Annotated in this window: 32 protein-coding genes; 11 read left to right on the forward strand and 21 right to left on the reverse strand. The window is 62.1% G+C overall.

The features are described 5' to 3' along the window. Positions 1 to 428, forward strand: a 428-nt coding sequence (locus VGP39_RS22060; protein WP_327570216.1) for a tetratricopeptide repeat protein, incomplete at its 5' end; no start/stop codon positions are given. A gap of 128 nt (positions 429 to 556) precedes the next feature. Here the strand turns inward: VGP39_RS22060 and VGP39_RS22065 are convergent. The 13 genes from VGP39_RS22065 to VGP39_RS22125 all read right to left on the reverse strand — a co-directional run bounded on the left by VGP39_RS22065 (position 557) and on the right by VGP39_RS22125 (position 10,677). Beyond that, positions 557 to 1,384 (reverse strand): hypothetical protein, encoded by an 828-nt coding sequence (locus VGP39_RS22065; RefSeq protein WP_327570217.1) that lies wholly within the window; start codon positions 1,382 to 1,384, stop codon positions 557 to 559. A gap of 114 nt (positions 1,385 to 1,498) precedes the next feature. Then, the gene (locus tag VGP39_RS22070; protein ID WP_327570218.1) at positions 1,499 to 1,783 is read right to left on the reverse strand and encodes a cupin domain-containing protein; all 285 of its coding nucleotides are present in this window, start codon (positions 1,781 to 1,783) and stop codon (positions 1,499 to 1,501) included. 17 nt (positions 1,784 to 1,800) lie between these two features. Next, a complete protein-coding gene (locus VGP39_RS22075) occupies positions 1,801 to 2,898 on the reverse strand; it encodes an ionic transporter y4hA (RefSeq protein WP_327570219.1) in 1,098 nt (365 codons plus the stop codon). Positions 2,899 to 2,916: 18 nt separating this feature from the next. Then, positions 2,917 to 3,723 carry an alpha/beta hydrolase gene (locus VGP39_RS22080; RefSeq protein ID WP_327570220.1) on the reverse strand — a complete coding sequence of 269 codons (807 nt, stop codon included), beginning with the start codon at positions 3,721 to 3,723 and terminating at the stop codon, positions 2,917 to 2,919. 109 nt (positions 3,724 to 3,832) lie between these two features. Continuing rightward, positions 3,833 to 4,417 (reverse strand): Fic family protein, encoded by a 585-nt coding sequence (locus VGP39_RS22085; RefSeq protein WP_327570221.1) that lies wholly within the window; start codon positions 4,415 to 4,417, stop codon positions 3,833 to 3,835. A 90-nt stretch (positions 4,418 to 4,507) separates the two neighbouring features. After that, entirely contained in the window at positions 4,508 to 4,747 is a 240-nt protein-coding gene (locus tag VGP39_RS22090; protein ID WP_327570222.1) for a hypothetical protein, read from the reverse strand. A 112-nt stretch (positions 4,748 to 4,859) separates the two neighbouring features. Continuing rightward, positions 4,860 to 6,260, reverse strand: coding sequence for an NAD(P)(+) transhydrogenase (Re/Si-specific) subunit beta (locus VGP39_RS22095; protein ID WP_327570223.1), 1,401 nt, complete (start codon positions 6,258 to 6,260; stop codon positions 4,860 to 4,862). Positions 6,261 to 6,306: 46 nt separating this feature from the next. After that, positions 6,307 to 6,624: a proton-translocating transhydrogenase family protein gene (locus tag VGP39_RS22100; protein WP_327570224.1), complete on the reverse strand. Its 318-nt coding sequence runs from the start codon at positions 6,622 to 6,624 to the stop codon at positions 6,307 to 6,309. 11 nt (positions 6,625 to 6,635) lie between these two features. Beyond that, a complete protein-coding gene (locus tag VGP39_RS22105; protein WP_327570225.1) occupies positions 6,636 to 7,763 on the reverse strand; it encodes a Re/Si-specific NAD(P)(+) transhydrogenase subunit alpha in 1,128 nt (375 codons plus the stop codon). 67 nt (positions 7,764 to 7,830) lie between these two features. Continuing rightward, on the reverse strand, positions 7,831 to 7,983 hold the full coding sequence (locus VGP39_RS22110) for an aa3-type cytochrome c oxidase subunit IV (RefSeq protein WP_327570226.1): 153 nt from the start codon (positions 7,981 to 7,983) through the stop codon (positions 7,831 to 7,833). A gap of 96 nt (positions 7,984 to 8,079) precedes the next feature. Next, positions 8,080 to 8,475, reverse strand: a complete 396-nt coding sequence (locus VGP39_RS22115) for a type II toxin-antitoxin system death-on-curing family toxin (protein WP_327570227.1) — start codon at positions 8,473 to 8,475, stop codon at positions 8,080 to 8,082. Further along, a complete protein-coding gene (locus tag VGP39_RS22120) occupies positions 8,472 to 8,729 on the reverse strand; it encodes an AbrB/MazE/SpoVT family DNA-binding domain-containing protein (RefSeq protein WP_327570228.1) in 258 nt (85 codons plus the stop codon). The genes VGP39_RS22115 and VGP39_RS22120 overlap by 4 nt, the downstream gene beginning before the upstream one ends. 91 nt (positions 8,730 to 8,820) lie before the next feature. Beyond that, entirely contained in the window at positions 8,821 to 10,677 is a 1,857-nt protein-coding gene (locus VGP39_RS22125) for a M3 family oligoendopeptidase (RefSeq protein ID WP_327570229.1), read from the reverse strand. A gap of 143 nt (positions 10,678 to 10,820) precedes the next feature. Between VGP39_RS22125 and VGP39_RS22130 the strand changes: the two genes are divergently transcribed. The 3 genes from VGP39_RS22130 (at position 10,821) to VGP39_RS22140 (ending at position 16,713) form a co-directional block, all read left to right on the forward strand. Then, positions 10,821 to 12,329, forward strand: coding sequence for a sigma-54 dependent transcriptional regulator (locus VGP39_RS22130; protein ID WP_327570230.1), 1,509 nt, complete (start codon positions 10,821 to 10,823; stop codon positions 12,327 to 12,329). A gap of 376 nt (positions 12,330 to 12,705) precedes the next feature. Continuing rightward, positions 12,706 to 14,823: a L,D-transpeptidase family protein gene (locus VGP39_RS22135; RefSeq protein ID WP_327570231.1), complete on the forward strand. Its 2,118-nt coding sequence runs from the start codon at positions 12,706 to 12,708 to the stop codon at positions 14,821 to 14,823. Between the two features lie 285 nt (positions 14,824 to 15,108). Further along, a complete protein-coding gene (locus VGP39_RS22140) occupies positions 15,109 to 16,713 on the forward strand; it encodes a DUF882 domain-containing protein (RefSeq protein ID WP_327570232.1) in 1,605 nt (534 codons plus the stop codon). Positions 16,714 to 16,880: 167 nt separating this feature from the next. Here VGP39_RS22140 and VGP39_RS22145 read toward each other — a convergent pair whose 3' ends face one another. Both VGP39_RS22145 and VGP39_RS22150 read right to left on the reverse strand, forming a co-directional pair. Continuing rightward, positions 16,881 to 17,150 (reverse strand): DUF2312 domain-containing protein, encoded by a 270-nt coding sequence (locus VGP39_RS22145; protein WP_327570233.1) that lies wholly within the window; start codon positions 17,148 to 17,150, stop codon positions 16,881 to 16,883. 266 nt (positions 17,151 to 17,416) lie between these two features. After that, positions 17,417 to 17,716 (reverse strand): DUF1244 domain-containing protein, encoded by a 300-nt coding sequence (locus tag VGP39_RS22150; RefSeq protein WP_327570234.1) that lies wholly within the window; start codon positions 17,714 to 17,716, stop codon positions 17,417 to 17,419. Here VGP39_RS22150 and VGP39_RS22155 point away from each other — a divergent pair. The 3 genes from VGP39_RS22155 (at position 17,715) to pyk (ending at position 19,942) form a co-directional block, all read left to right on the forward strand. Next, on the forward strand, positions 17,715 to 17,909 hold the full coding sequence (locus VGP39_RS22155) for a hypothetical protein (protein ID WP_327570235.1): 195 nt from the start codon (positions 17,715 to 17,717) through the stop codon (positions 17,907 to 17,909). The two genes, VGP39_RS22150 and VGP39_RS22155, sit on opposite strands and share 2 nt — an antisense overlap. Positions 17,910 to 17,981: 72 nt before the next feature. Next, positions 17,982 to 18,509 carry a DUF1036 domain-containing protein gene (locus VGP39_RS22160; protein ID WP_327570282.1) on the forward strand — a complete coding sequence of 176 codons (528 nt, stop codon included), beginning with the start codon at positions 17,982 to 17,984 and terminating at the stop codon, positions 18,507 to 18,509. Next, positions 18,506 to 19,942, forward strand: coding sequence for a pyruvate kinase (gene pyk / locus VGP39_RS22165; protein ID WP_327570236.1), 1,437 nt, complete (start codon positions 18,506 to 18,508; stop codon positions 19,940 to 19,942). Before VGP39_RS22160 ends, pyk begins: the two co-directional genes overlap by 4 nt. A gap of 144 nt (positions 19,943 to 20,086) precedes the next feature. Here pyk and VGP39_RS22170 read toward each other — a convergent pair whose 3' ends face one another. Next, a complete protein-coding gene (locus tag VGP39_RS22170; protein ID WP_327570237.1) occupies positions 20,087 to 21,037 on the reverse strand; it encodes an alpha/beta hydrolase in 951 nt (316 codons plus the stop codon). A gap of 171 nt (positions 21,038 to 21,208) precedes the next feature. Here VGP39_RS22170 and VGP39_RS22175 point away from each other — a divergent pair, with 171 nt between their 5' ends. Then, complete coding sequence (locus VGP39_RS22175; RefSeq protein WP_327570238.1) at positions 21,209 to 21,391, forward strand: hypothetical protein; 183 nt, start codon at positions 21,209 to 21,211, stop codon at positions 21,389 to 21,391. On the opposite strand, the gene VGP39_RS22180 is transcribed toward VGP39_RS22175, so the two are convergent. The 3 genes from VGP39_RS22180 to ykgO form a co-directional block, all read right to left on the reverse strand. Next, complete coding sequence (locus VGP39_RS22180; RefSeq protein WP_414644770.1) at positions 21,388 to 21,687, reverse strand: hypothetical protein; 300 nt, start codon at positions 21,685 to 21,687, stop codon at positions 21,388 to 21,390. The genes VGP39_RS22175 and VGP39_RS22180 overlap by 4 nt on opposite strands. A 195-nt stretch (positions 21,688 to 21,882) precedes the next feature. Beyond that, positions 21,883 to 22,530 carry a tetratricopeptide repeat protein gene (locus VGP39_RS22185; protein WP_327570239.1) on the reverse strand — a complete coding sequence of 216 codons (648 nt, stop codon included), beginning with the start codon at positions 22,528 to 22,530 and terminating at the stop codon, positions 21,883 to 21,885. Positions 22,531 to 22,625: 95 nt separating this feature from the next. After that, a complete protein-coding gene (gene ykgO / locus VGP39_RS22190; RefSeq protein WP_002718645.1) occupies positions 22,626 to 22,751 on the reverse strand; it encodes a type B 50S ribosomal protein L36 in 126 nt (41 codons plus the stop codon). A 281-nt stretch (positions 22,752 to 23,032) separates the two neighbouring features. Between ykgO and VGP39_RS22195 the strand changes: the two genes are divergently transcribed. Next, on the forward strand, positions 23,033 to 23,731 hold the full coding sequence (locus VGP39_RS22195) for a hypothetical protein (RefSeq protein WP_327570240.1): 699 nt from the start codon (positions 23,033 to 23,035) through the stop codon (positions 23,729 to 23,731). Then, entirely contained in the window at positions 23,725 to 24,018 is a 294-nt protein-coding gene (locus tag VGP39_RS22200; RefSeq protein WP_327570241.1) for an acyl-CoA desaturase, read from the forward strand. Before VGP39_RS22195 ends, VGP39_RS22200 begins: the two co-directional genes overlap by 7 nt. Positions 24,019 to 24,144: 126 nt before the next feature. Here the strand turns inward: VGP39_RS22200 and VGP39_RS22205 are convergent, their stop codons facing one another. Together VGP39_RS22205 and VGP39_RS22210 are read right to left on the reverse strand one after the other, a co-directional pair. Further along, positions 24,145 to 24,603 carry a MaoC family dehydratase gene (locus tag VGP39_RS22205; RefSeq protein ID WP_327570242.1) on the reverse strand — a complete coding sequence of 153 codons (459 nt, stop codon included), beginning with the start codon at positions 24,601 to 24,603 and terminating at the stop codon, positions 24,145 to 24,147. A 15-nt stretch (positions 24,604 to 24,618) separates the two neighbouring features. Further along, positions 24,619 to 25,092 (reverse strand): MaoC family dehydratase, encoded by a 474-nt coding sequence (locus VGP39_RS22210; protein WP_327570243.1) that lies wholly within the window; start codon positions 25,090 to 25,092, stop codon positions 24,619 to 24,621. A 182-nt stretch (positions 25,093 to 25,274) separates the two neighbouring features. On the opposite strand from VGP39_RS22210, the gene VGP39_RS22215 reads away from it, so the two are divergent. After that, positions 25,275 to 26,159, forward strand: coding sequence for an amidohydrolase family protein (locus tag VGP39_RS22215; RefSeq protein WP_327570244.1), 885 nt, complete (start codon positions 25,275 to 25,277; stop codon positions 26,157 to 26,159). The last annotated feature ends 444 nt before the right edge of the window (positions 26,160 to 26,603 follow it).

Raw genomic sequence — 26,603 nt, forward strand, 5'->3', positions numbered from 1 at the left:
GCGGCATGATTCACAAGGCAAGAAACCAGCAGGCGGAAGCGCTGGACGACCTCACCAAGGCGATCAGCCTCCGGCCTGACAATGCCGAGGCGTATTACAATCGCGCTTTGCTCTATCAGGGCACCAAGCAGCATGAACTCGCGATCACCGATTTCACCTCCGCCAACGGTCTCGCGCCGCAGCAGGCCGATCCGCTGCTCGGCCGCGCGGTCAGTTACCTCGCACTAGACAAGCCGAAGGAGGCCGCCTCCGACCTCGATGAGGCGGTGCAGGCGGCCCCGATGAATGGACAGATCTGGGTAACCCGCGGCCTCGCCTACGAGAAACTCGGCGACAAGGCCAAGGCGGCCGCCTCGTATAACCGTGCGATCGATATCCGGCCCAAGGATGAAGCGGCGCGAAGCGGCATCGCGCGCGTCGGCGGATAACTCCACGCGTCATTGCGAGGAGCGAAGCGGACGAAGCAATCCAGTTTCGCTTGTTGTTCTGGATTGCTTCGCGGAGCCTGTCATCGGGCGCGCGTTCGCGCGACCCGTTGGCTCGCAATGACGGAAGGCTACCGCGGCAGTACCGCGTGGAATACCGACTTCGCCGCCGACAGCACGTCATCGGCAACCGACGTACGTTCCCGCGGCGGAGGCAGCGCCGCCTCGGCGCGAAGGTCGACCGGCGAGGACGACGGGATGTCGGCGGGCGGCGTCGGCCGGCGCGGATCGTCGATCCGGGCAGCCCCGGTAGGCGGCTTCATCGGCGCCGAGATTGTTGCCGAATTGAGCGCTTCGGTGTTGGGCGCGGAAACCATGATCGGCGGCGGCAAGGGCTGCACGGCCGGCGCTGACGCCAGGTGCGGCGTCTCAGGGGCCTGGGGAGCTTCCGGGACACGCACCGCTTCCTGCGCACGCGGCAAGGCTTCGTTGCTGCCACGCAGGCGCTCGATCGCCGCTCGCGCAAGATCGTTGGCGTCGCGCTTCTCGTCCGGAGCAACAGCAGCCTCGACCGGCGGCGTGGCGACAGGCGCCGGCGCCTGCACGGCTTTGGCAACCGCCTTTTCACGCGGCACCGGCTGATGCCGGCGCGGCTCGGCGGGGAGGCCCGCGCTGTCGGACGGCTTGTCGACCACCGCCGGCTTTTCCGTCGCGGTCTTCTCCAGGATGGCGCGCTCGGAAATGCCCTTGGCCTTTACGCCCGCCTCGGGAATAGCGGCGACCGATTCCGACGCCTTATGGTCGGCTTTTGCCGGAGCGGACGTGGAGACCGCGGCTGCGGCCGGCGCGTCAGCGGGCCTGGCAATGATGTAATGATTAACGATGTAGGCGCCGATGATGGTCGCCAGCACCGAGGGCAAAATGTCGATCGTGAACTTCGAGACGTACTTTTTCAGCATCAAAGGCCTCCCCCGCGCTTTTCTGATGCGGGAACTTTGAGGCGCATTGAGGGATCAACTGCGACAGATCGGTGGCAATTGGCCCGTCTGAACGCTCCCGGCGCGAAAGCTTGCTCAGGGCTTTAGTTCGACCTCCAGGAACACGATCTCGGCAGCGGTTTCGTTGAGCACGTCGTGTTCCACGCCGGCTTTGCGGAAATAGGATTTTCCGACGCCGAGCTGCGCCTTCGAACGTTCGCCGTTCGGCGCCACGATGGTCATTTCGCCCGAGGTTACCGGCACGATCACATAGTCCATCCCGTGGATGTGATGTCCGGTGGCGCTGCCCGGCGCCAGCCGCCATTCGGTAACGCGGACTTCCGGGGTGTCGACTTGAACGTCGGATTTTGCGCTGATCATGGTCGTTCCCTCTCCTTTTACGGCACGAACACCATGAACACGAATACCGCAAACACCAGCAGGTGAACCAGCCCGAACAGGATGTTGGTGCGGCCGGTGCCGAAGGTCAGCATGCTGATGAAGAAGGTCATCACCAGCAGCACCACCTCGCGCTGATCCAGACCCAGAAGCAGGGTCTTGTCGAGCGCATAGGCGGCTATGGCCACCGCCGGAATCGTCAGTCCGATGGTGGCCAGCGACGAGCCCAGCGCCAGATTGATGCTCTTCTGCAACTCGTTCTTGCGCGCGGCGGCGATGGCCGCAACGCTCTCCGGCAGCAGGATCAACAGCGCCACCAGAATGCCCGCGAAGGCCGGCGGCGCGCCGATCGCGGCGGCGCCGGCATCGACCACCAGCGAGAACTTTTTTGCCAGCAGCACTACCGCCAGCAGCGACGCCAGCAGCAGCGCCGTGCTGAACATCAGCGTCCGGTTCGAAGTGTGTGCCGCATCATCTCCGGCGCCGTCGCTTTCAATGATGAAATAATCGCGGTGCCGAATGGTCTGGGTGTAGAGAAACACGCCGTAAAGAATGATGGTCGCGACGCTGACAAAGCCGAGTTGGCCCGCCGAATACAACGGCCCGGGCGTGGTCAGGGTGTAGTTCGGCAGGATCAGCGTGATGGTCGCAAGCACGATCAGCACCGAAAGATAGAGATTGGCGCCGGTGACCTGAAAATCCTGCTCGCGGTAGCGCAGGCCGCCCGCCAGGATACAGATGCCGACCAAGCCGTTGCAGACGATCATCACCACGGCGAACACGGTGTCGCGCGCCAGCGCGGGCACGGGCTTTTCGCCGAGCATGATGGTGGCGATCAGCGCGACCTCGATCACGGTGACCGCCAGCGTCAGCAACAGCGTGCCGTAGGGCTCGCCAATTCTCTCGGCGATCACCTCGGCATGATGCACGGCGGCGAATACAGTGCCGAACAGGATCACCAGCAGTATGGCCGCAAACACCAGCCCGGCGGGCGACGGCGTGAAGGTGAAGCCGAGTGTTGTAGCCGCGGCGAACAGCAGAACGGCGAGCACGGGGAATATCCACGCCGACGGCGGCATCGGGCCGTGCGCGCTCATGCGATCACACCTTGTCGATCAATCCGTAGTTTTGGCGAGGAAGGCCCGTGCGACATCCATCGCGCCGAAATTATCGAGATCATCGTGACCGCCTTCCGGAAATCGTACCATCTGCTTCGGATCGCGAGCAAGTTCATATAGCCTTTCGCCGAAGCGCATTGGAATCGTGCGGTCACGTCCGCCGTGCATGACCAGAACGGGTGACGTCACATTCGCGATCCATTGGTCCGCGTGGAACTGGTCGCGTACAAACCAGCGCACCGGGGCAAATGGAAAAGCCGCCGCGGCGATATCCGCGATCGACGTGTATGGGGCTTCCAGGATCAGCTTTGCTACCCGCTGCCTTGCTGCGAGGGCAACCGCCGGCCCGCTGCCGAGCGAATAGCCCCACAGCACGATCCGATCGGGCGCGTAGCGCTCCACAGCGAACGCATAGGCCGCCTCAGCGTCGTTGATGAGACCAGCCTCGGTCGGAGATCCTGACGACCCGGCATAACCGCGGAACGATACCGCAACAAGGCCGGTGCCGTCGGCGGTCAGTGCGGCAAACCACGGTGCGCGCCAGGCAAGGATATCGCCATTGCCGTGGAAGAAAATGACAACCGGCTTGCCGGCGCGGGACGGAACATGCCAGGCGACGAGTTTCTCGCCATCGGTGGTTTGCAGCAGATGTTCTTCAGCCTGCGGAAGACCCGCGGCTTTCGGCGACGTACGCCGCGTTTCCGGTATCGGGAAAAGAATCGAGCGCTGTGCGAAATACAGCAACGCGAGGCCGCCGAAATAGGCGATCAATGCAAGCGACGCCAGCCATTTCAGGACGGTCATGGCTTCGCCGTTGCAAAATCTCGCAATTTACATCCCCTTGATTTTTCCGGTCAGTAGAAGGCTTATTTTGTCGGGCGCTTAACAGCTTCAGCATACATTTGTCGAAACACTAACGCGGTTGGCCTCCAGCGTCCTTCCATGGCATCAGCCGCGACAAGTCGTATGGGCTATCCGGTCTCGGACTCAAGCGCACGAAATTCGGCAGACCGTAACGCATGGCGATATAGTTAGACCACAACCGGGCGGTGCGGCCGTTGCCATTAACGAAGGGGTGAATTCTTGCCCATTCGGAGTGAGCCCAAGCACACAATTCAATAACTGCTGCTAGCTGATCATCGTCCAATTCCCGGCCAGGCGCGATTAAATCATCGAGCGATTGAACGGCGTCTTGCAGCGTTTCTTCAAAAGATTTTAGTGCACTCGCGACAAGGCTGGATTCGACTCCATCGTAACCACCAACTTCTACCTCGCAGCCTTCGAGACCAATTTCACCTCGAAATCGGCCGACAGCATGATCTGTGAATCTGCCGTATTCCGCTTTCGATATGCTCAGCTTATGCATCATGTCTTCGTGCCAAGCTCGAACGATCTCGATCGTACGCTTGGCACGTCGAACAGCATCATTCCGTACGGACGAGAGCACTCCCGCCAGATTCGCACGGAACTGGGGGCTGTCCTCGTCCCAGTCAGCCATGCAAGAGTTTAGACATCCTTTTCTGAGCCGGACCGACCTCAGATACAACGCGGCCTTCTACTGGATCATGGGTCGCCGAAGCTTCTGCTTCTATAAACTCAGCCATAGAACGTTCGAATTAGGATCAGTCTTTCTGTACGCCCGTAAATCTTCGAGCGTCGAAGCAAGATCAATTTCTACTTCCGAAATGCGTCTGGCCACGTATTCTCGCACCGCCTCATTTGCTAGCTTGTTTAGAGGTTTATTGAGTATTGCACTCAATTTTTCCAAGCCACTCATGGTGGTCTCTTCAATTCGGAAGGTCGTTGCTTTTTTAACTGTATTTGCCATAGTTGCTACCTCACATTTGGTTTCAAAATAGCATTTTGATGTCATTTGTCAATAATGACATCAATTATATAATATGATGGCAACCCAGCGGTTCCGCCTATTCGCGGAAGTCCTACAACGCCTTGACGATGTTCTCGGTCATCTTTTTGGCGTCGCCGAGCAGCATCATGGTGTTGTCGCGGTAGAACAGCGGATTGTCGATGCCGGCATAGCCGGAGGCCAGCGACCGCTTGATGAACATCACGGTGCCGGCCTTCCAGACCTGCAACACCGGCATGCCGTAGATCGGCGAGGTCTTGTCGTCCTCGGCGGCTGGATTGGTGACGTCGTTGGCGCCGATCACGAAGGCGATGTCGGCCTGGGCGAATTCGGAATTGATGTCCTCCAGCTCGAACACCTCATCATAGGGGACATTGGCCTCCGCCAGCAGCACGTTCATGTGGCCGGGCATGCGGCCTGCTACGGGGTGAATGGCGTATTTGACCTCGACGCCTTCCTTCTTCAGCGTATCCGCCATCTCGCGCAACGCGTGCTGCGCCTGCGCCACGGCCATGCCGTAGCCGGGTATGATGATCACCTTCTGCGCATTCTTCATGATGTAAGCCGCATCGTCAGCGGAGCCGAGCTTGACCGGACGCGCTTCGCCGCCGGCTACCGCACCGGCCGCCGCGGTTTCGCCGCCGAAGCCGCCGAGAATGACGGAGATGAAAGACCGGTTCATGGCGTGGCACATGATGTAGGACAGGATAGCGCCGCTTGATCCGACCAGCGCGCCGGTGATGATCAGCGCCGAATTGCCGAGGGTGAAGCCGATGCCGGCCGCGGCCCAGCCGGAATAAGAATTCAGCATCGAGATCACCACCGGCATGTCGGCGCCGCCGATCGGGATGATCAGGAGCGCGCCCAGCACCAGCGCGATGATAGTGACCGCCCAGAAATAGCCGGCAAGGCCGGTCTTGACCAAAAGCGCGATGCAGACGACCAGCAACACGCCAAGCGCGATGTTGATGACGTGGCGCGCCGGCAGGATAATCGGCGCGCCGCTCATGCGGCCGGACAGTTTTGCGAAGGCGATCACCGAGCCGGTGAAAGTCAGCGCACCGATCGCGACACCGAGCGACATTTCGACGAGGCTGGCGCGGTGGATCGCGCCGGGGACGCCGATATCGAATGCCGCCGGTGCATAAAACGCACCGGCCGCGACCAACACCGCGGCCATGCCGACCAGCGAATGGAATGCCGCGACCAGCTCCGGCATCGACGTCATCGGCACCCGCCGCGCGATCACCGCGCCGATGCCGCCGCCGATCGCGATGCCGAGAACCACCAGCAACCAGCCGATGCCATCCGCCGGCGGATGCGCCGCGAGCGTAGTCACGATCGCGATCCCCATGCCGATCATGCCGAGGAAATTGCCCTGTCGGGATGAAGCCGGGCTCGACAGCCCGCGCAATGACAGGATGAACAGCACGCCGGCGACGAGATACAGTACTGCGGCGAGATTGGCGTTCATTGGCAAAGCCCCATTGTACCCGTCATCGGAAAACCAGCCACGCCGCTCACTTCTTTTTCTTCTGGTACATCGCGAGCATGCGCTGCGTCACCAGAAAGCCGCCGAAAATATTCACCGACGCAAAGATCAGCGCGACAAAACCGAAGCCGCGCGCCCAGGCCCCGCCACTGCCGACCAGCGAAACGCCGACCGCGAGCAGCGCGCCGACCACGATCACCGAGGAGATCGCGTTGGTCACCGACATCAGCGGCGTATGCAGCGCCGGCGTTACCGACCACACGACGAAATAGCCGACGAACACGGCGAGCACGAAAATCGACAGCCGGAACACGAAGTGATCGACGGCCTGCGCGATATGGTCCATGGCGGGGCTCCTTATGCCTTCGGCTGAAAATTCGGATGAATGACGGCGCCGTCTTTGGTCAGCGCGGTGGCCTTGACCAGCTCGTCGTCCCAGTTCACGGCAAGCGCCTTTGAGGTTTTGTCGATCATCGTTTCGATGAACGAGAAAAGATTGCGTGCATAAAGGCTCGACGCCGATGTCGCGACACGGCCCGCAACATTTGTATAGCCGACGATCTTGATGCCGCCGACATCGGCAACTTCGCCGGCCCTTGCGCCCTCGACGTTGCCGCCGCGCTCGACCGCAAGATCGACCAGCACCGAGCCGGGCTTCATCGACCTGACCATCTCGGCGGTGACGAGTTTCGGGGCGGGACGGCCGGGGATCAGCGCAGTGGTGATGATGATGTCCTGCTTCTTGATATGCTCGGCGGTGAGCGCGGCCTGTTTGGCCTGGTACTCCTTGGACATTTCCTTGGCGTAGCCGCCCGCGGTCTCCGCCTGCTTGAATTCCTCATCCTCGACCGCGAGAAACTTTGCGCCGAGACTTTCGACCTGTTCCTTCACCGCCGGGCGCACGTCGGTCGCGGTGACCACGGCCCCGAGACGCCGCGCGGTCGCGATCGCCTGTAGGCCGGCGACGCCGACGCCCATCACGAATACTTTTGCCGCGGGAATGGTGCCCGCCGCGGTCATCATCATCGGGAAGGCGCGGCCGAATGCCTCCGCCGCCTCGATCACCGCACGATAGCCCGCAAGGTTCGCCTGGCTCGACAGCACGTCCATCACCTGCGCGCGGGTGATGCGCGGCATCAATTCCATCGCGAACGCCGAGATGCCGGCATCGGCCATCGCCTTCAGCGCGGCATCGTTGCCGTAAGGATCCATGATCGCGATCACCAGCGCGCCGCGCTTGTAGTCTGCGAGCTCCGATGCTTCCGGACGCTTCACCTTGATGATGACGTCGGCATCGCTCAGCGCGTCGGCGCTGACGACAGCCCCCGCGGCGGTGAATTCCGAATCCGGCAGCCCCGACTTGATCCCCGCGCCGGGCTCGACGGCGACATCGACGCCGAGCGCCTTGAACTTCTTCACGGTATCGGGCGACGCCGCCACCCGCGGCTCGGAGGGATCGATTTCCTTGGCGACGGCGATCTTCATGGGGCCTCCGGCGCAGGGCACGCGCGTGAGCAGATCAGCGCGCCGGGAGGCGGCGCGCTCGAATGGATTAGGTCAGGAAAAGCGCCATCAAGGCAACGATCAAAATGACGCTGCCGGTGCCGTACTTCACCAGCTTGATGAAGCCTTCGTAGGTCTGCTCATGCGCGGGGTAATCGTTGCCGTCAGCGGTGGTGTAGGCAACTTCGTTATGCTCAGCCATCAGTCTCTCCAGGGGATCTTCAGCAATTGCCTTGGAATTAACCCAATCGGGATGGGAGAGCAACGGCGGCGGGTGGTTGTCCGTGGACTCGTGCCTCTATTTGTCCGGCTCGACAGGCCAATTGTCCCTGATCCAGCGCGCGAGGCTCTCCTCGCTGACTTCGCCGGCGGCGAGGGAGAGGATAATTTCCGTAGCGTGCCCGGGATCAGGGGAAAACCTGATGCCATTGTTGCGCAGAAAGACCATCATCGCGTGGAAAGCGATGCGCTTGTTGCCGTCTACAAATGCATGGTTGCGGGCGAGGCCAAACGCATAGGCTGCCGCAAGCGCAGCCAAGTCAGTTTGTCCATAATGCCATTGGTTGACCGGCCGCAAAATCGCCGACTCAAGAAGGCCGTGATCCCGAACACCTTCCGGTCCGCCGAATATCGCCAATTGCTCTGCATGCATGTCGATGACTTCATCGACATCGAGCCAAATTGGCTCACTCATTTTGCAAGCGCTGCAAACGTATCGCGATACTCGTGCATGATCTTGCGGGCGATTTCCATCGTCCGCGCATGTTTCGGATTAAAGGGCGACAGCCGCAGGCTCCCGTCCGGTTGTTCAACCGGATAGAATTTGTCGCCCTCCTTCAGATTAAGCCGGGCAAGCAATTCCTTCGGCAGGATCACACCGACCGAATTGCCGATCTTGCGAATTTGAAGGACCTCGCCTTCGGAGAGTTTGCGCGGCATCTCATTCATCGCCTTTAGCTCCTGTTATACGGGATGTATAACAAGAGAATCGCTCTGTTCAACAAACGTTGTACGCGCCAATTCGCGCAAATTCAATTTTTTAGTCCATTCGCTCCAGTTCATCGATCATCCCGGCGATGACCGACAGCCCTTCGTCCCAGAATTTCGGCTCCTTGGCATCCAGCCCGAACGGCTTGAGCAGTTCGGAATAATGCTTGGTGCCGCCGGCCGAGAGCATTGCGAGGTACCGTTCGGCAAAGCCACCTTGCGCGTTTTCGTAGACCGCATAGAGCGAGTTCACGAGGCAATCGCCGAACGCATAGGCGTAGACATAGAACGGCGAATGGATGAAGTGCGGGATATACATCCAGAAATTCTCGTAGCCCGGCCGCAGTTCGATCGCTGGACCAAGGCTTTCACCCTGCACGCTGAGCCAGATCTCGCCGATGCGTTGCGCGGTCAGCTCGCCGTTGCGCCGTTCGGTGTGCACGGCGCGCTCGAATGAATAGAACGCGATCTGCCGCACCACAGTGTTGATCATGTCCTCGACTTTGCCGGCGAGCAGCGCCTGCCGCTCCTTCGTGCTTTTGGTCTGGGCCAGCAGCCGCTTGAAGGTCAGCATCTCGCCGAACACGCTGGCGGTCTCCGCCAGCGTCAGCGGCGTCGGCGCCATCAGCGCACCGTTTTTTGCCGCCAGCACCTGATGCACGCCGTGGCCGAGTTCGTGCGCCAGCGTCATCACGTCGCGCGGCTTGCCCTGATAATTCATCAGCACATAGGGATGTGCCGACGGGGTGGTGGGATGCGAAAACGCGCCCGGCGCCTTGCCCGGCCGCACCGGCGCATCGATCCAGCGATCGGTGAAGAAGCGCTCGGCGATGCCGGCCATCTCCGGCGAGAACGCGCCATAGGCGGTCAGCACCATCTTCTTCGCTTCTAGCCAGGCAATGCTGCCGGTCGCGGCGAACGGCAGCGGCGCGTTGCGATCCCAATGCGCAAGCTTCTTCTTTTTGAACCAGCTAGCCTTCAGCGCATAGTAGCGGTGCGACAGCCGCGGATAGGCTGCCCGTACCGACCCCACCAGCGCATCCACTACCTCGCGCTCGACGCGGTTGGCCAGATGACGCGAATCCGCGACGTCCTCAAACCCGCGCCAGCGATCGGATATCTCCTTGTCCTTGGCCAGCGTATTGGTGACCAGCGCGAAAGCCCGCTCATTGGCCTTGAAGGTTTTCGCCAGCGCCTGTCCCGCCGCCTTGCGTTTTTCCGGTGCGCGGTCCTGCAGCAGGTTCAGCGTCGGCTCGATCGCCAGTTGCTTGCCGCCGACTTTGAAGCGCAGACCTGAAATGGTCTGGTCGAACAATCTGTTCCAGGCGGCGTAGCCGCTGACGGATTTTTCGTGGAACAGTTGTTCGACGCGATCCTCCAGCTGATAGGGCCTGTCCTTGCGGAGATCCTCGATCCAGGGGCGGTAATGCCCAAGCTCGGGCGTCTGCATCGCGCGTTCGATCACCGCGTCGTCGATGCGATTGAGCTCCAGTCCAAAGAACAACAGATGCACCGACGCCGCCGTCAGGCGCTCGGACACATCGCCATAGAATTTGGAGAGCACGGGATCGACGCTGTCGCCGGCATGGACCAGGCCGGCATACGATCCAAGACGCCCGGCCAGATCGTCGATGGTCTCGTAGCGCTTCACGGCTTTAGCGAGCCAGGCGCCGCCGCCATCTTTCGCCGTCTCTGCCGCCAGCCTACCCTTGTAATCCTGCTCGAATGCGATGCATTCGGCATCCATCCGGTCGAGGTCGCGCACCACTTCGGGCGCGTCGATCCCGGAATAAAGATCGGCCAGATTCCATTCCGGCAGCTTGCCGGGGCCGGCCTTGGCGGCAGGTTTCCTGGCAGTCGATTTGCGTTGGGCGGAGGACTTGCGGAGAGCGGAAGAGCGCGGGGCCATATTTTCGTACCTGCTATAACGTTCAATCCTAACCATCGCTGCGATCAGACCGCGTCGTGATGACAGCCCTTAAGAGCACGTTAATCGCCATCGGCGAGAGTGCCCCGATTCGAGACAGATAGTTGTAAGGTGCGGGGAATGCCATGGCTGCCACCATTTTGATCGCCGACGACGACGCGGTGCAACGCCGTCTGGTCGAAAACATGGTGCAGCGGTGCGGGTATGAGACCGTCGTCGTCGACAGCGGTGACGCCGTCATCGCCCTGCTCACCGCGCCGGACACCAAGGCGATCGACGCCGTCGTGCTCGATCTGGTGATGCCCGGCCTCGACGGCATGGGCGTGCTGGCGAAAATCCGCGAAGCCGGATTGAACATTCCGGTGATCGTGCAGACCGCGCATGGCGGCATCGACAATGTGGTGTCGGCGATGCGCGCCGGCGCCCATGATTTCGTCGTAAAACCCGTCGGCATCGAACGGCTGCAGGTGTCGTTGCGCAACGCGCTCAACGCCAGCGCGCTGAAAGGCGAGTTGCAGCGGATCAGGCACAGCCGCGAAGGCAAATTGACCTTCGCCGACATCGTCACCCGCAGCGACGCGATGGCGGGCGTGCTGCGCACGGCGCAGAAGGCCGCAGGCTCCACGATCCCGGTTCTGATCGAAGGCGAGTCCGGCGTCGGCAAGGAACTTTTCGCGCGCGCCATTCACGGCACGGGCGAGCGCGCCGCAAAGCCCTTCGTCGCGGTCAATTGTGGCGCGATCCCCGACAATCTCGTCGAATCGATTCTGTTCGGTCACGAAAAGGGGGCATTCACCGGCGCCACCGAACGTCACACCGGCAAATTCGTCGAAGCCTCCGGCGGCACGCTGTTTCTCGACGAGGTCAGCGAATTGCCGCTGAGCGCGCAGGTGAAACTGCTGCGCGCGCTGCAGGAAGGTGCCGTGGAAGCGGTCGGCGGACGCAAGCCGGTCAAAGTCGATGTACGCATCGTCTCCGCCACCAATCGCAAGCTGCTCGACCGCGTCAAGGGCGGACATTTTCGCGAGGACTTGTTCTACCGTCTTCACGTGCTGCCGCTGACGATTCCTCCCTTGCGGATGCGGCGCGAGGATATCCCGCATCTGCTGCGGCATTTTCTGGCGCGGTTCTGCGCCGAAGAAAATAGCCCCATTACCGGCATCAGCGGCGAGGCGATGGCGCGGCTGTCGCAACTGGATTGGCCCGGCAATATCCGGCAACTGGAAAACGCGGTTTATCGCGCCGTGGTGATGAGCGAGGGCGATCAGCTCGGGCTTGCCGATTTTCCGCAAGCCCACGCGGCGTTATCGGCGTCGCATGAGCCACAGGATCATCACGCCGAACCGCTTACGATTGAGCAGGCATTTCACTCGACTGCACCTGCGATGGTTTCGGGTAATGAGATACCTATCGCTCCCACATCCGTTGCCGGTAGCCTTTTGATGCTGACGGCAAGCGGCGAGATGCGCCCGCTGGAAGAAATGGAAACCGAGATCATCCGGTACGCGATCTCGCATTATCGCGGCCAGATGTCCGAAGTGGCAAGGCGGTTGAAAATCGGGCGCTCGACTCTGTATCGCAAGCTCGATGAAGCCGCCAGCGACCCGGCTACGGGACCGGACCAGACGCGCTGAGCGTGGTTCCGGGACGCATGCGCTTTCCGGAATCCGAGCGCGACGAAACCTTGAACCGTTGCTGGCCGGTGACAGACAAAAGGAAAAGCGCGTGGCAAAAGCGCGCAATCCGTTGCAATGGATGCCTTTTGAAGTCAGTTTGTCGTGACATGCACCGCGTAGCACTGGCCGCATGAATCGAGCGTGTATATCGTCTGCGTGTGAATCGTCGCGCGCAGGCGTAGCGACGCTACCAAGATTTGGAACGCATTCAGGCGCGGGTTCGTTGACTGAATGGTTTCAAGGTCCGATCAAGCGGCGCATTTAGCAAAAGCTGTGACGGAGAAGACCTAAGAGCTGTTCCATGCCGGGGCAGTTTCACCCAAGGGGTGTGACGATGCGTGACTACTGCAAAGGCCGCCAGAGCAATGGCCGTGCTGGATTTGACCGCGTTCTGATGGCCGTCGCGGCAACCTTCCTCACGGTGTCCGCGACCGCGGCATTTGCGCAAAGCGATGCGCCGCGAAGCACACCTGCGGACCTCGCGATCGACGCAGCGATCCCGCGCCCCGAACCCGCAAATGTTCCGCCGCCGACGGCGAGCGACTTCAAGATGGAAACCACCGCGACCGTCCCCGACCCCACTAAGACGACCGAGAAGGCTTTGGAGACCAAGCCAGCCGAGACAGCCGCGGCTCCCGCAGCCGTCAAGAAAGACGACACCGCGACCCCGCCGGCGGCGGCTGCACCGCCGGTTGTCGAACCTGCCACGGAACCGGTCAAAGCCGCCAGCAATGTCGCACCGGCGGATCAGCCGGTCGCCGACAAGCTCAAGGAAATGCTCGGCGCAAAAGCATCGAAATATTTTGACCGCAAGGGCGAGCGCGCCGCCGTCGAGAAATTCTACATCACGCGCGAATATGCGCCGGTGTGGACACAAACCGGCGCCCTCACCGCAAGCGCCAAGGGCGTGATGGCCCGGCTCAAGGACGCTGCGGCCGACGGCCTCAATGCCGCCGACTACCCGGTCCCGGATTTGGCCGCTGCAACTTCTCCGGACTCCCTTGCGGATGCCGAGCTGAAACTGACCGCCAGCATGCTCGATTACGCGCGCCAGGCGCAGAGCGGCCGGATGCACTGGTCGCAGGTCAGCGCCGACATCCTCTATCCCGATCATCCGACCGATCCGGCCGAGGTTCTTGCCAATGTCACCACGGCCAAGGATGCCAGCGCGGCGCTGGAGGGTTACAACCCCCCGCACAAGCTCTATCGCGAATTGAAGAAGAAACTCGCCGAATTGCGCGGCCAGGGCGAGGGCCCGGTGGTGCAGATCGCCGATGGCCCGGTGCTGAAATACACCCCGGCGCGCGGCAAGAAGCAGCCTGAGATCGTCGTCGACGATCCGCGCGTGCCGCAACTACGCGCCAAGCTCGGCATCGCCGAAAATCCCGACGATACCAAGTACGACGCCAAGGTCGCCGAAGCGGTGCGCAAGTTCCAGGACGGCGCCGATCTCAAAGCCACCGGCGTGCTCGACGATCGCACCGTCAAGGCGATCAACAGCCCGAAGCGCGACCGCGCCATCGATACGGTGATCGTCAACATGGAGCGCTGGCGCTGGCTGCCGCGCCAGCTCGGCGCGCCGTCGCTCGGTGACGCCTACGTCATTCTCAACGTTCCCGACTACACGCTGAGAGTGATGCAGAACGGCGCGCCGGTCTGGACCACCAGGGTGGTGACGGGCAAGCCGGGTAACCATGCGACGCCGCTGCTGACGGAGACAATGAAATTCATCACCGTCAATCCGACCTGGAACGTGCCGCCCTCGATCATCTACAACGAATACTTGCCGGCCCTGCAGCAGGATCCGACGGTGCTGCAGCGCATGGGGCTGCGGCTGGAGCGCAATCGCGACGGCAGCATCCACATTTCGCAGCCACCCGGCGAACGCAATGCGCTCGGCCGCATCCGCTTCAACTTCCCGAACAAGTTCCTGGTGTATCAGCACGACACGCCGGACAAGCACCTGTTCGCCAAGGAAGAGCGCGCGTTCAGCCATGGCTGCATGCGGGTGCAGAATCCGGATCAATACGCGGCCACGCTGCTCGGCATCACCCTGCCGAACGGACGCTATACGCCGGAGAAAATCCGCAGCATGTACGGCCAAAGCGAGATCGACATCAAATTCCCGACGCCGGTCCCGGTCCACATCACCTACCAGACCGCGTTCGTGGACGATGCCGGCAAGCTGCAGCTGCGCAAGGACGTCTATGGCCGCGACGCCGCCTTGCAGTCGATCCTGCGCGGCGGCAAGGGCAAGGACCTCGAAAACGTGGTCGCCCGTTCGCAGCCGAGCTATTCGCGCCCGCCGGGCTCTAGCCTGCCCTCGAATGTCGCGTTCAACAGCGACTATGGCAGCTCTGGGCCATCATTCTTCGATCGGCTGTTCGGGCCGCGGACACCCCCGCCGCCCCCGCCGCGGGTGCAACGTCCCCGCCGGACTGTCCCTCGCTAACCGCCGGCCGGGCGAATCTTCTAAATCTTTTCAAGGGCTTCACTGCAGTGAAGCCCTTTTCGTTCTGCAGCTTTGGTAACCCGCATTAAGCATTGTCCACCCGGATTTCGGCAGCGGGCACTTTTTCGCCATACTCGGGGTTAAGGTTACGCCTTAAGGCTCGAGGGTGTGGGGTCTGTAAATATCGATTAACCCTCCTGCCTTAAGACTGCGTTCATTCTCTCCCGCTGCTTAGGGGTCGCGAGAGAGTCCCTCGGCTGATCGTCCTCTTGGGTGGGCTTCATAGTGCTGGTTGGTTTCGCGCGCGGTTTTAAATCGCTGCCGTTGTCACGTGCCGGGTGTCAGGCCGGTCTTGCGTCGCTATTGTTTTTGGCAGGCGCCGGATCGGTGCATGACGCGACGGCGCTGGGCGAAACCCGCACCCTCTCCTTCCATCATACCCATTCGGACGAAGATCTTACCGTCACTTTCAAGCGCAACGGCCGCTACGACGAGGATGCGCTGAAGAAGATCAATCACTTCCTCCGCGACTGGCGCAGCCAGGAACAGACCACGATGGATCGGCACCTGTTCGACATCCTCTGGGAAGTCTACCGCGACGTCGACGGCAAGCAGCCGATCCAGATCATTTCCGCCTACCGCTCCCCCGCCACCAACGCCATGCTGCGCCGCCGATCGTCGGGCGTCGCCCGTTCCAGCCAGCACATGAACGGCCAGGCGATGGATTTCTTCATTCCGGGCGTCGCGCTCGAGCAAATCCGCTTCGCCGGGCTTCGCCTGCAGCGTGGCGGCGTCGGCTTCTACCCCACATCGGGATCGCCCTTCGTCCATCTCGATACCGGCAGCATCCGCCACTGGCCCCGCATGAGCCACGACCAGCTGGCCCGCGTGTTCCCGAACGGCCGCACCGTCCACGTTCCATCCGACGGCAATCCGCTGCCCGGTTACGAACTGGCCAAGGCCGATATCGAAAAACGCGGCAATGCCGACAGCGATTCCTACTCCAGAAGCAAACCCAGCCTGTTCGCCTCCCTGTTCAGGGGCAAATCGCCAGCCGACGAGGATGACGAAGGCGGCGCCACTGCTTCCGCCCCCGAAAAACCCTCCGCCGCGAGCCTGATGGCCGCGGCCGTTCCGGCCCGATCCGCCGATCCGGTACCGGTGCCGCGCGCCAAGCCGGCGGCCGCCGGGACCTTCCAGCTGGCATCGGCGGACGCGCAGATCGTCCCGCTCGGCAAGCCATCGAAACCGGCGGCGACGGCACCCGCGAAGACCGAAGCGAAACCGGAAACGCCGGCTGACATCATCAATGCACGCGGCTTCTGGGGTGAGACTCCGGCCGCTGCGAAGCAGGCGACGCCGGCGCAGATCGCCGCGCTGCGGGCCCGCCAGGCTGTCGGTGGAGCTGACCCGCAATCGACGGCCAGCATCTCTGCCGGGTTCCAGGCGCTCGCCTATGCGCCTGCGGCGGCGCCGCCGGCCGAACGCCCCAACGTCGTGGCCGCCAGCGCGCCGATGCCGCGGACCGTCCGTCCGGCCTCACCCGCACGCAACCCGATGGCCGTGAACAACATCACCACCGTAGTCGCCAAGGGCTCGCAGGGCATGGTTGCCAACTCGACCCGGCTCGCGTCCGCCACCAAGAGCAATGAGGTCTGGATACGCGCGATGATTCTCTCGCCCAGCGCCAGCACCTCGATGTCGGTGTCGGCGATGGGAGATCCCGATCTGACGCTGATGCGCTCCTATTTCGTCAAGCCGCTGACTGCGGTTGCGATGAGCTTCTCCGACGATCCGCAGTTGGGCCTCGTCTGCGACCAGTTCACCGGACCGGCGGTTGCGAAGCTCGCGACCCAGTCGTTCGTGATGCGGACCGCATCGCTGCGGTAGGCGCGGACGACCTAACACCAAACGCTTCTATAAATTCAGCGTCGTCCCCGCGGAAGGCGGGGACCCATCACCCCTGGCGCTTATGATTGTACGTGGACGATGCAACGTCATTCCTGAACACGAACGACACGGCCTATGGGTCCCGCCTTCGCGGGGAGGACCAAAACTCACAGCATTCCCAGCGCCTGCATGTAGGTTTCCAGGATGGTTTCCTGTTCCTGCCGCTCGTTGGCGTCCTGCTTGCGCAAGCGCACGATGGTGCGCAGCGCTTTCACGTCAAAGCCGTTGCCCTTGGCCTCCGCGTAGACGTCTCTGATATCGTCGGAGATCGTCTTCTTTTCTTCTTCCAGCCGTTCGATGCGTTCGATGATGGCCTTGAGCTGGTCCTTTGCGAATTTGGTCGCGGGCTCATCCTTGACGGCGGCAGCAGTGGCCATCCTGTACTCCTAAAACTGATGGTGAGAAGCGCGGACGCGCTTTGCCGCGCACCGCATCCTTGAAAATGACAGTCGGGAGTGGCGCGGCCCGCGTCAAGGCAACATCGCGCTCATCCACAGTGACCCACAGGAGAAATAGCGCTCCATCCTCATGGTGAGGAGCGCGCTCTTGCGCGCGTCTCGAACCATGAGCGCCAAGAACTCATCCTTCGAGACGCGGCCAAGTGGCCGCCCCTCAGGATGAGGACCGCGAAAAGTCGAAAGACTCAATGCCCGCCGCTCTTCTTCATCGCCGCAAGCTGCTCCGGGCTGGCGGCACCCTGATGGGTCGCCTTCCAGGTCTCGTAGGGCATGCCGTAGACGGCCTCGCGGCTTTCGTCCTTGGTCATGGCGGCGCCCTTGGCGTCGGCCTCCTCCTTGAGCCAGTTCGAAAGGCAATTGCGGCAGAAGCCGGCGAGGTTCATCAGATCGATGTTCTGGACGTCGGTGCGCGAGCGCAGATGTCCGACCAGGCGGCGGAATACGGCCGCTTCCAGTTCCGTTCTGGTTTTGTCGTCTGTGGTCATGGCCATCGCCTCGCTGTTCGCGCTGGAGACTGATATTAGATCATTGATTACTTGGGACTTGTCACAGATTTTGCCATATCGCAGCGCAAAGAGAGCCTCGCTGGCCGAATTCGGCGGTCTATTAACCGAAACCGGGCGGCAGCCGTTGACAGCGCCCATTGGCTCACGCGAAATCAACAAGGAATTGATATAGCTTCCCTAAATGACCCCGCAAAATCTTCATCGCCGCAATCTGCTTTCCCCTCGCGTGATCGCCGCCGGCGCGATGCCGACGCTGGCATTCGCGATGCTGTGCCTGTGGACCAGTGCGGCGTCGGCGGATTTTCGCCTTTGCAACAACACCTCCAGCCGGGTCGGCATCGCGCTCGGCTACAAGGACGCCGACGGCTGGACCACCGAGGGCTGGTGGAATGTCTCCTCGCGGGCGTGCGAAACCTTGCTGCGCGGCACGCTCGTCGCACGGTTTTATTATATCTATGCGCTTGATTACGACCGCGGCGGCGAGTGGTCAGGACAGGCGTTCATGTGTTCGCGCGACAAGGAATTCACCATCAAGGGCACCGAGAATTGCCTGGCGCGCGGCTTTGACCGCACCGGCTTTTTCGAAGTCGACACCGGCGAACAGCGCGCCTGGACCGTGCAGTTGACCGAGTCCAACGAAACGCCGTCGCAGCGCGTGCCGGGAATTCCCGGAACGGTGGGTCCAGGCGGACCCGGCGGACTTCCGGGCATGCCAGGTGGCACGCCTCCGGGCGGGTCTGGCCTGCCGCCAGCGCCCGGATCGAAGAAATGAGACGCCTGCGCCGCATCAAGATCCTTGCGACCCTCGGCCCTGTGTCTTCCGACAGCGCGATGATCCGCCGGCTGTTCGAAGCCGGCGCCGATGTATTCCGCATCAATATGAGCCACACCTCGCATGACAAGATGCGCGAGCTGGTGGCGACGATCCGTAACGTCGAAAGCAGCTATGGCCGGCCGATCGGCATCCTGGTCGATCTCCAGGGGCCGAAATTGCGGCTGGGCTCGTTCGCGGAAGGCTCAGTCCAGCTCAACAATGGCGCGAGCTTCGTGCTGGATTCCGACAAGGCGCCCGGCGACACCAGCCGGGTTCAGCTTCCGCATCCGGAAATCCTTGCCGCGCTGAAGCCGGGGCACGCGCTGCTGCTGGACGACGGCAAGGTTCGCCTGATCGTCGAGGAAACCTCGCAAGAGCGCGCCGTCACCCGCGTCGTGATCGGCGGCAAGATGTCGGACCGCAAGGGCGTCAGCCTGCCCGATACCGACCTGCCGGTCTCGGCGATGACGCCGAAGGATCGCGCCGACCTCGAGGCGGCACTGGTGACCGGGATCGACTGGGTCGCGTTGTCGTTCGTGCAGCGCGCCGAAGACGTGAGCGAGGCCAAGAAGCTGATCCGCGGCCGCGCCGCGGTGATGGCGAAGATCGAAAAGCCGCAGGCGATCGATCGGCTCGCCGAGATTCTCGAAGCCTCCGACGCATTGATGGTGGCGCGCGGCGACCTCGGCGTCGAACTGCCGCTGGAGCGGGTGCCGAGCCTGCAGAAGCAGATGACGCGGCTGGCGCGCCGCGCCGGCAAGCCGGTGGTGGTGGCAACACAGATGCTGGAATCGATGATCCAGAGCCCGGTACCGACGCGCGCCGAGGTCTCCGACGTGGCGACGGCGGTCTATGAAGGCGCCGACGCCATCATGCTCTCGGCGGAATCCGCCGCCGGCAAGTTTCCGGTCGAAGCGGTCTCGACCATGAACCGCATCGGCGAGGAAGTGGAGCGCGATCCGACCTATCGCGGCGTGCTCACCGCGCAACGATTTCCGCCGGAAGCGACCGCCGGCGACGCCATCGCCGATGCCGCGCGGCAGATCGCTGAAACGCTGGAGCTGTCCGCGATCATCTGCTGGACCAGTTCCGGATCGACCGCGATCCGCGTCGCGCGCGAACGGCCGAAACCTCCCGTGGTCGCCATCACGCCGAGCCTTGCGACGGGACGAAAACTGTCGCTGGTGTGGGGCGTACACTGCGTGGTCGCGGAGGACGCGCACGACCAGGACGACATGGTCGACCGTGCGGGCAGCATCGCGTTTCGCGATGGTTTCGCCAGGGCTGGACAGCGTGTCATCGTTGTCGCCGGCGTTCCTCTCGGCACCCCCGGCGCCACCAACATGCTGCGCATCTCCTATGTCGGCCCGGGCGGCGACGCGGAAATGTGAATTCTGCCGTCATTCCGGGGCGCGCGAAGCGCGAGCCCGGAATCCATAACCCCCGTGTTTGCGTTCAGCATCCAACCGCCGACACAGGGAGTATGGATTCCGGGTCTGCGCCAAGAGGCGCATCCCGGAATGACGGCAATTAACTCACCGCATCGCGGCCTTCGACGCCGCGCTCATGCCTTCGATCTCGCGCACCACCACTTCGGGCGCGGCGTACTGCACCATGTGGCCGACCCCGGGCAGCACGATCAGCTTCGCGTTCGGTACGGTGGCGGCGAGCCGCCGCGAATGAATGCGCGGGGAAACCGTGTTGTCGGTGTCGCCCGTGACCACGACGACAGGCACCTTGATATCTCCGTAACGCGGGGCCTGTTCGATCACCGCGGCCTTCAACGTCACCAGATCCCAGGCATTGGCCAAAAACCCGCGCGGCCGCAGCAGCAGCGGCGTCGCCGAGTTTTTGACGAAGCCCGTCGGCATGACCTGCGGCAGAAATACGTTGCGGGCGCCGGGTTCAGCCAGAATCAAGCCGAGCGGCAGCGTGATGGTATAGGCGAGCAGCGGGCCGACCACCGGCGTGGTGACGAGCTTGTTGTACCATCCGACGCCGCCGGGCCACGGATACGCCACCGGCCCGAGCATCACCAGACCCGCGACGCGCCGCGGATAGTCCAGCGCCAGCAGCGGACCGAGCACGCCGGCGAGCGAATGCACCACGACGATCGCGCCGGTGATCCCAAGTTTTTCCAGCGCTTCATCGATCATTTTCGCCTGCATCGCCGGTGTCGAATTCGCAAGATCGCCGCGCGTGCTCCAGCCATGGCCGGGGCGGTCGATCAGGATCACGCGATGGTTCGTGGCGAGCATGTCGCCGATCGGCCGGCGCATCGATTCGAGATTCGAACTGGCGCCGTGAATCATCACGATCGGCGGGCCGGCGGCGTCGCGCGGCCCGAGATCGACGACGTTGAGGCGCGCGCCGGCGACTTCGATGATGTTGCCTTGCCGAGGGTACACGCGCTGCAGGGCAAACACCCCAATCTGCGTGAGCAGCGCCAGAACAGCCAGCGCCGTCACTCCGTAGAGCACTATCATGGAGCCTATCCGGACGATCTTGCGCACCAACCAGCTACGATTTCGCAGGGCGGCGGGTTTCGCAGCCGTCCAGCCCTTGCCCGGGCGATTTCGCCGGCATTATCCACGGTATCCACAGGAACGCACGGCCGGCGTTACAGTTCTGTCATAGGAACCTTGGAGGATCGGGGCATGAACACAGAAGTAAACGATCATGCGATCGACGAAATCGTCGCAACCTGCAATGGCGACATCCGCGGCGCGCTGAAAGCGCTGATGCTCATCAACGAGCGGCTGGAATCCGAACTTCAGCAGCTCCATGCGGCGGTTGGCGGCATCGGGCCTGCGGAACGCCGGACCAGCGCTCTGCACTAACGGGGGCTGTCCGACGCGCCGTCTTCAGGATTGCGACTTCCAGCCGACGCCGCATTTTCTTTTGGGCACGCGCTGATCGTGGAGCGGGCGAGCTTGGCATCGTCGAGCGATTGGTAGGGCCCGGTTCCGAACCAGATCGTCGTATAGTCGATGACCGGGTTGCTGGTCACGATTTCGCAGCGGTTGGTCGCATGATTGCCGACAACCCAGAAGCCCGTATATCCGGGAAACCCCTGAGCCATGCATGCCGTGCCGACCGTGCAACCGAGCACAGCAGCCAGCAGCCATGATTTCATCGTCGATGCTGTCATCGTCACGCTCCCTGCGCACGGACACGCGGTAAGACCCGGTTAGCGACAATCGTTGCTGCGGACAATCGAGCGTCGCGGATCAGGGTTAATCCGCGCGGCGCGTATTCCCGACAAATCATGTGAGATTTTAGATGCCGTCATTCCCGGCTCGCGCGGCGCGCCCGAATGACGATACCAGATTCAGATATCGCGGCCCTCGACCTTCTCGGTCAGGGTCTTGACCAGTTCCGGGACCCTCTCCAGATGCGGGTTGACGGCGAGCGCCTTGCGGAACGCATCGAGCGCGCGCTTGTCGTCGCCAAGATCCTGCATGATCATGCCGAGCCCGGCCAGCGCGCCGAAATGGCGCGGCTCGCGAGAGAGCACCTGCTCAATATCCTGAAGCGAGTGGGTGTAGTCGTTCTGCAGGTAATACAGCGTCGCACGCCTGTTCCAGGCTTCGACATATTCGGGGCGCAGCTTGACCACGGCATCGAGCAACTTCAGCGCAACGTCCATCTGCTTGGCGTCCATCGCGGCTTTCGCCCGCACCATCAGCAGCGCCGCGGTATCGCTCGGGGTTTGCATCCACAGCGCCCAGATCCGCGCCTCGACGTGCTTGGCGCTGACCTCGTCGGGCGCGGCCTTCAACGCGCCGAACAGAAAATCCAGGCCGCGGGTTCGGTCAGCGCCGACATTGGGCAATTTTGCAGGGGCTTCGGGCAGCCTCTTCTGCTGCCGCTGCGGCGCGAGCTTCGGATTTTGCGCCTGCGCGATGGCGGGCGCCAACACGATCAATGCGGCGATCAGTGCGCCAAGGATGCTCGGCTTTAAGAATCTGGCTGCCATCGGCAAAGTCTAGACGCAGAAAAACGCGCTGCAAAGCAGCACGGCGTCAAACAGTTGTGATTTTTCAGCGGCGCAAAGGCTGGCGCAGGCGTGATTTAGCCCTGCCGCGCCTTGAAACGGCGCTGCACCTTGTTGATCACATAAACCCGGCCCTTGCGGCGGACCAGACGGTTGTTGCGGTGGCGGCCACGCAGCGATTTCAACGAGTTACGGACCTTCATGGGGCAATCCTAGAGCTTCTGAAAGGCCGTGCTCGACAGGCCGAAAACAGCAAATGGCTTGATCCCGCCGGCGGCCGTGCCGCCCGAGACCCGCGGTTTCTATGCCATGGCGCGGCCCGATGTCAACCGATCAGGCGGAACCGGGTCTTGGGCCAATCTACGAAAAATAAACGAATTCAGTCAAAGGTTTGTATCTATTTCGCGATTCGTCGCCATATCCCGAATCGGGCTGTTCAAATGGACAACTGCGTCCTGCGCAGAGATTGGAATACCGGCCCGGCATGACGACAGTCCATCTGAACACCGCGATGCTCACCGCTGCGGACTATGCCCTTCCCGTCGTGCCGAAAGCGCGGATGCCGCTTCCGGCGGGGGTAGCGCCGTTCCAGCTCAACTGGCCCTACATAATCGTCATCGGTACCTGGCACGCTTTGGCGCTGCTGGCCTTCATGCCCGGCACTTTCAGTTGGAGCGGTTTTGTCGTCGCGCTGGTCGGCACGCATCTGTGCGGGCTGTTCGGCATCAACCTTTGCTATCACCGGCTGCTGACCCACCGCGGCCTGAAATGCCCGAAATGGCTGGAGCATGCGATGGCGGTCATCGCGGTTTCCTGCCTGCAGGAAACCCCGGCGCGCTGGGTCGCGATCCACCGCCGGCATCATCAGTTCGCCGACCAGCAGCCGGATCCGCACAGCCCGCTGGCAAGTTTCCTTTGGAGCCACATCGGCTGGATCCTGGTGCATCAGCCGGAGCTGTCGCGGCTTGGTATTTTCGAGCGCTACGCCAAGGACATCCTGCGCGATCGTTTTTACGTCGCGCTCGAACGTTATCACGGCCTGATCTGGATCAATCTTTTGCAGATCCCGCTGTTGTTCGCCGCCGGATTTTTCGTTGGCTGGCTGTCAGGCGAAACGCCGCAAGCTGCGGCGCAGACCGGCCTCAGCATCATGATGTTCGGCGTGTTCGTACGCACGTGCTGATCTGGCATATTACCTGGGCAGTGAATTCGGTGACGCATCTGTGGGGCTACCGCAGCTTTGATACCGGCGAGGACAGCCGCAACAACATCATCGTCGGCCTGATCTCCAACGGCGAAGGCTGGCATAACAACCATCACGCCGATCCGCGCTCGGCGCGGCATGGTCATCGCTGGTGGGAAATCGACAACACCTGGCTCACCATCCGCTTTTTGATGTGGCTCGGACTGGCAACCGAGGTAATCGAGCCAAACCCGCGCATCGCGGCGCGGTTCGCCCGCAAACAGTAGCTTGGCCGTCATTGCAACCAACACCGCCGTCATCCTGAGGTGCTCGCCGTCTTCGGCGAGCCTCGAAGGATGGCCGCATAGGCGCCTGCGGCCATCCTTCGAGACGCCGCGCAAGCGCGCGGCTCCTCAGGATGACGGTTGAATGCCTGCCTCGTGCGGAAACTCGACCATCGCCTCGCCGGCCGCGACCTTTTCGTCGTTCTGGTTGCGCACCAGCACGTCGATCAGCACCCAGCGCGAATTGGCCGTCGTCTGCTTCGACTTGACGATCCCGACCGGCTGAATCGTGTCGCCCGGCTTCACCGGCTTGACCCAGCGGGTTTCGAGACGACGATGGATGGCGCCGGCAGGGTAAGCCCAGTCGGTGATCATGCGCGTGATCAGCCCGAAATTGTTCATGCCGTGCATGATGATGCCGCCGAATTGGGTCTTGCCGAAACTGCCCTTCATGTAGTCGTCGTCGAGATGCAGCGGGTTGTAGTCGAGCGAGGCGTCGCAGAACAGCCGGATCGATTCGCGGCTGACCGGGAATTTCGGTCCGTCAATGGTATCGCCGGCCTGCAGATTTTCGAATGTGGTCGCCATGATCGAAGCTCCCCCTCACATCGGCCGGATGGTCCAGCCGCGGCCGGAGCAGATGACGTCGCCATGCTGGTTGAAGAAGACGTTGTCGTGCACCACGAACAGCCGCTCGCGCTTGATGAACTTGTCGAGCGCGCGCGCCTCGAGGCGGATGGTGTCGTTCGGCCGCGCCGGAATATTGTAGCTCCAGGACTGTCCCGCATTGACGGTGCCGGGACTGCGCATCCAATCGTCCGCCGGCGTGCAGGAAAACATCAGGAGGATGTGGATCGAGGGCGGCGCGATCAGCCCGCCATAGCGCGTGGTCTTTGCGAAAACCTCGTCGAAATAGATCGGGTGATCCTCGCCGACCGACCGGCAGTACAGTTCGATCGCTTCGCGCGTCAGCACGTAAGGCAGCGTCTTGCGCGGCACGCCCGGGACGATTTCATCCCAGCTTTTCCGTAAGTTAGCGTCCTTCCAGAAGTCGGTCTCGAAGCCTTGCGGCTGCATTGTGGCACTTCCTCCGCCTATTGGCGCAGCGAACACCATTCTTCGTTTGCGAACAATGACATCGGCCCGCTTTTCATGCGGCGCGGTTCTTGTTAAGCCGCTTGCGGCAGGCATGGGATGAACCCCCTGCAAAATCGGGGCAGGCCTGTTACGCCGCTTAACACCTTGTCGGGACGGACAAAATGCCGAAATTGCCGCTGCTCAACCCTGACGACTTCGTCGCGATCGATATCCACACCCACGCCGAGGAGCCGTGCGGCCTGCATGCCGATGACGGCTACGACGACTTTCAGGAGCGCATGGCGGAATACTTCAAGTCGCCGAACAAGCATCCGCCGACGGTGCAGGAAACCGCCGCCTACTACCGCGCGAAGAAAATCGCCGCGGTGATCTTCCCCGTCGACGCCGAACGCGAGACCGGCTTTCGTCGCTACAACAACACCGAGATGCTGGAAATCGCCGCTGACAATTCCGACGTGCTGATTCCCTTTGTCAGCATCGATCCGCACAAAGGAAAACTCGGCGTGCGCGAGGCGAAGCGGCTGATCGAGGATTTCGGCGTCAAGGGATTCAAATTCCATCCGACCATGCAGGGCTTTTATCCGAACGACCGCATGGCCTATCCGCTGTACGAGGCGATCAACGACGGCGGCGCCATCGCGTTGTTTCACACCGGACAGACCGGCGTCGGCTCCGGCATGCCGGGCGGCATGGGGATGCGCCTGAAATATTCCAACCCGATGTACATGGACGACGTCGCGGCCGACTTCCCCGACCTGCGGATCATCCTCGCGCATCCCTCCTTCCCCTGGCAGGAAGAGGCGCTGTCGGTGGCGACCCACAAGCCCAACGTCTACATCGACCTCTCCGGCTGGTCGCCGAAATATTTCCCGCCGATCCTGGTGCGTTATATCAACAGCATCTTGCAGGACAAGATGCTGTTCGGCTCGGACTGGCCGGTGATCACCCCGGACCGCTGGCTCAGCGATTTTGCCAAGCTGGAGATCCGCGAGGAGATCAGGCCGAAGGTGCTGAAGGCGAATGCGAGGCGGCTGCTGGGGATTTGAGGTGTAGGGTAGGCAAAGGCGCTTGTGCGCCGTGCCCACCAATCATACACACGCCGTCATCCTGAGGTGCTCGCCGTTCTTCACGGCGAGCCTCGAAGGATGGGCCGCAAACGCCCGCGGCCATCCTTCGAGACCCGCGCAAGAGCGCGCTCCTCAGAGTTTGTGAATCTATTCGAATTTCGACGTTTCTGCGGGTCCTAACTCTTTGATTTGACTCATGTCGGAAAACGCAAAAATCAATAGATTCACAAGCTCTCAGGATGACGGTGGTGTATGTGCGGCGATTCGAATGGTGGGCACACCTCCGGACGCATTCGCGTCCGGCGGCTTTGCCCACCCTACGCACTGGGGGATCCAGCTCGTAGTTCGTAGGATGGGTTAGCGCCGAAGGCGCGTAACCCACCGGCTCAATCGCCCGTTACGATTCGTTGTGGTGGGTTACGG

Origin of the sequence: Bradyrhizobium sp. (genome assembly GCF_036009065.1) — a bacterium.
Classification (GTDB): Bacteria; Pseudomonadota; Alphaproteobacteria; order Rhizobiales; family Xanthobacteraceae; genus Bradyrhizobium.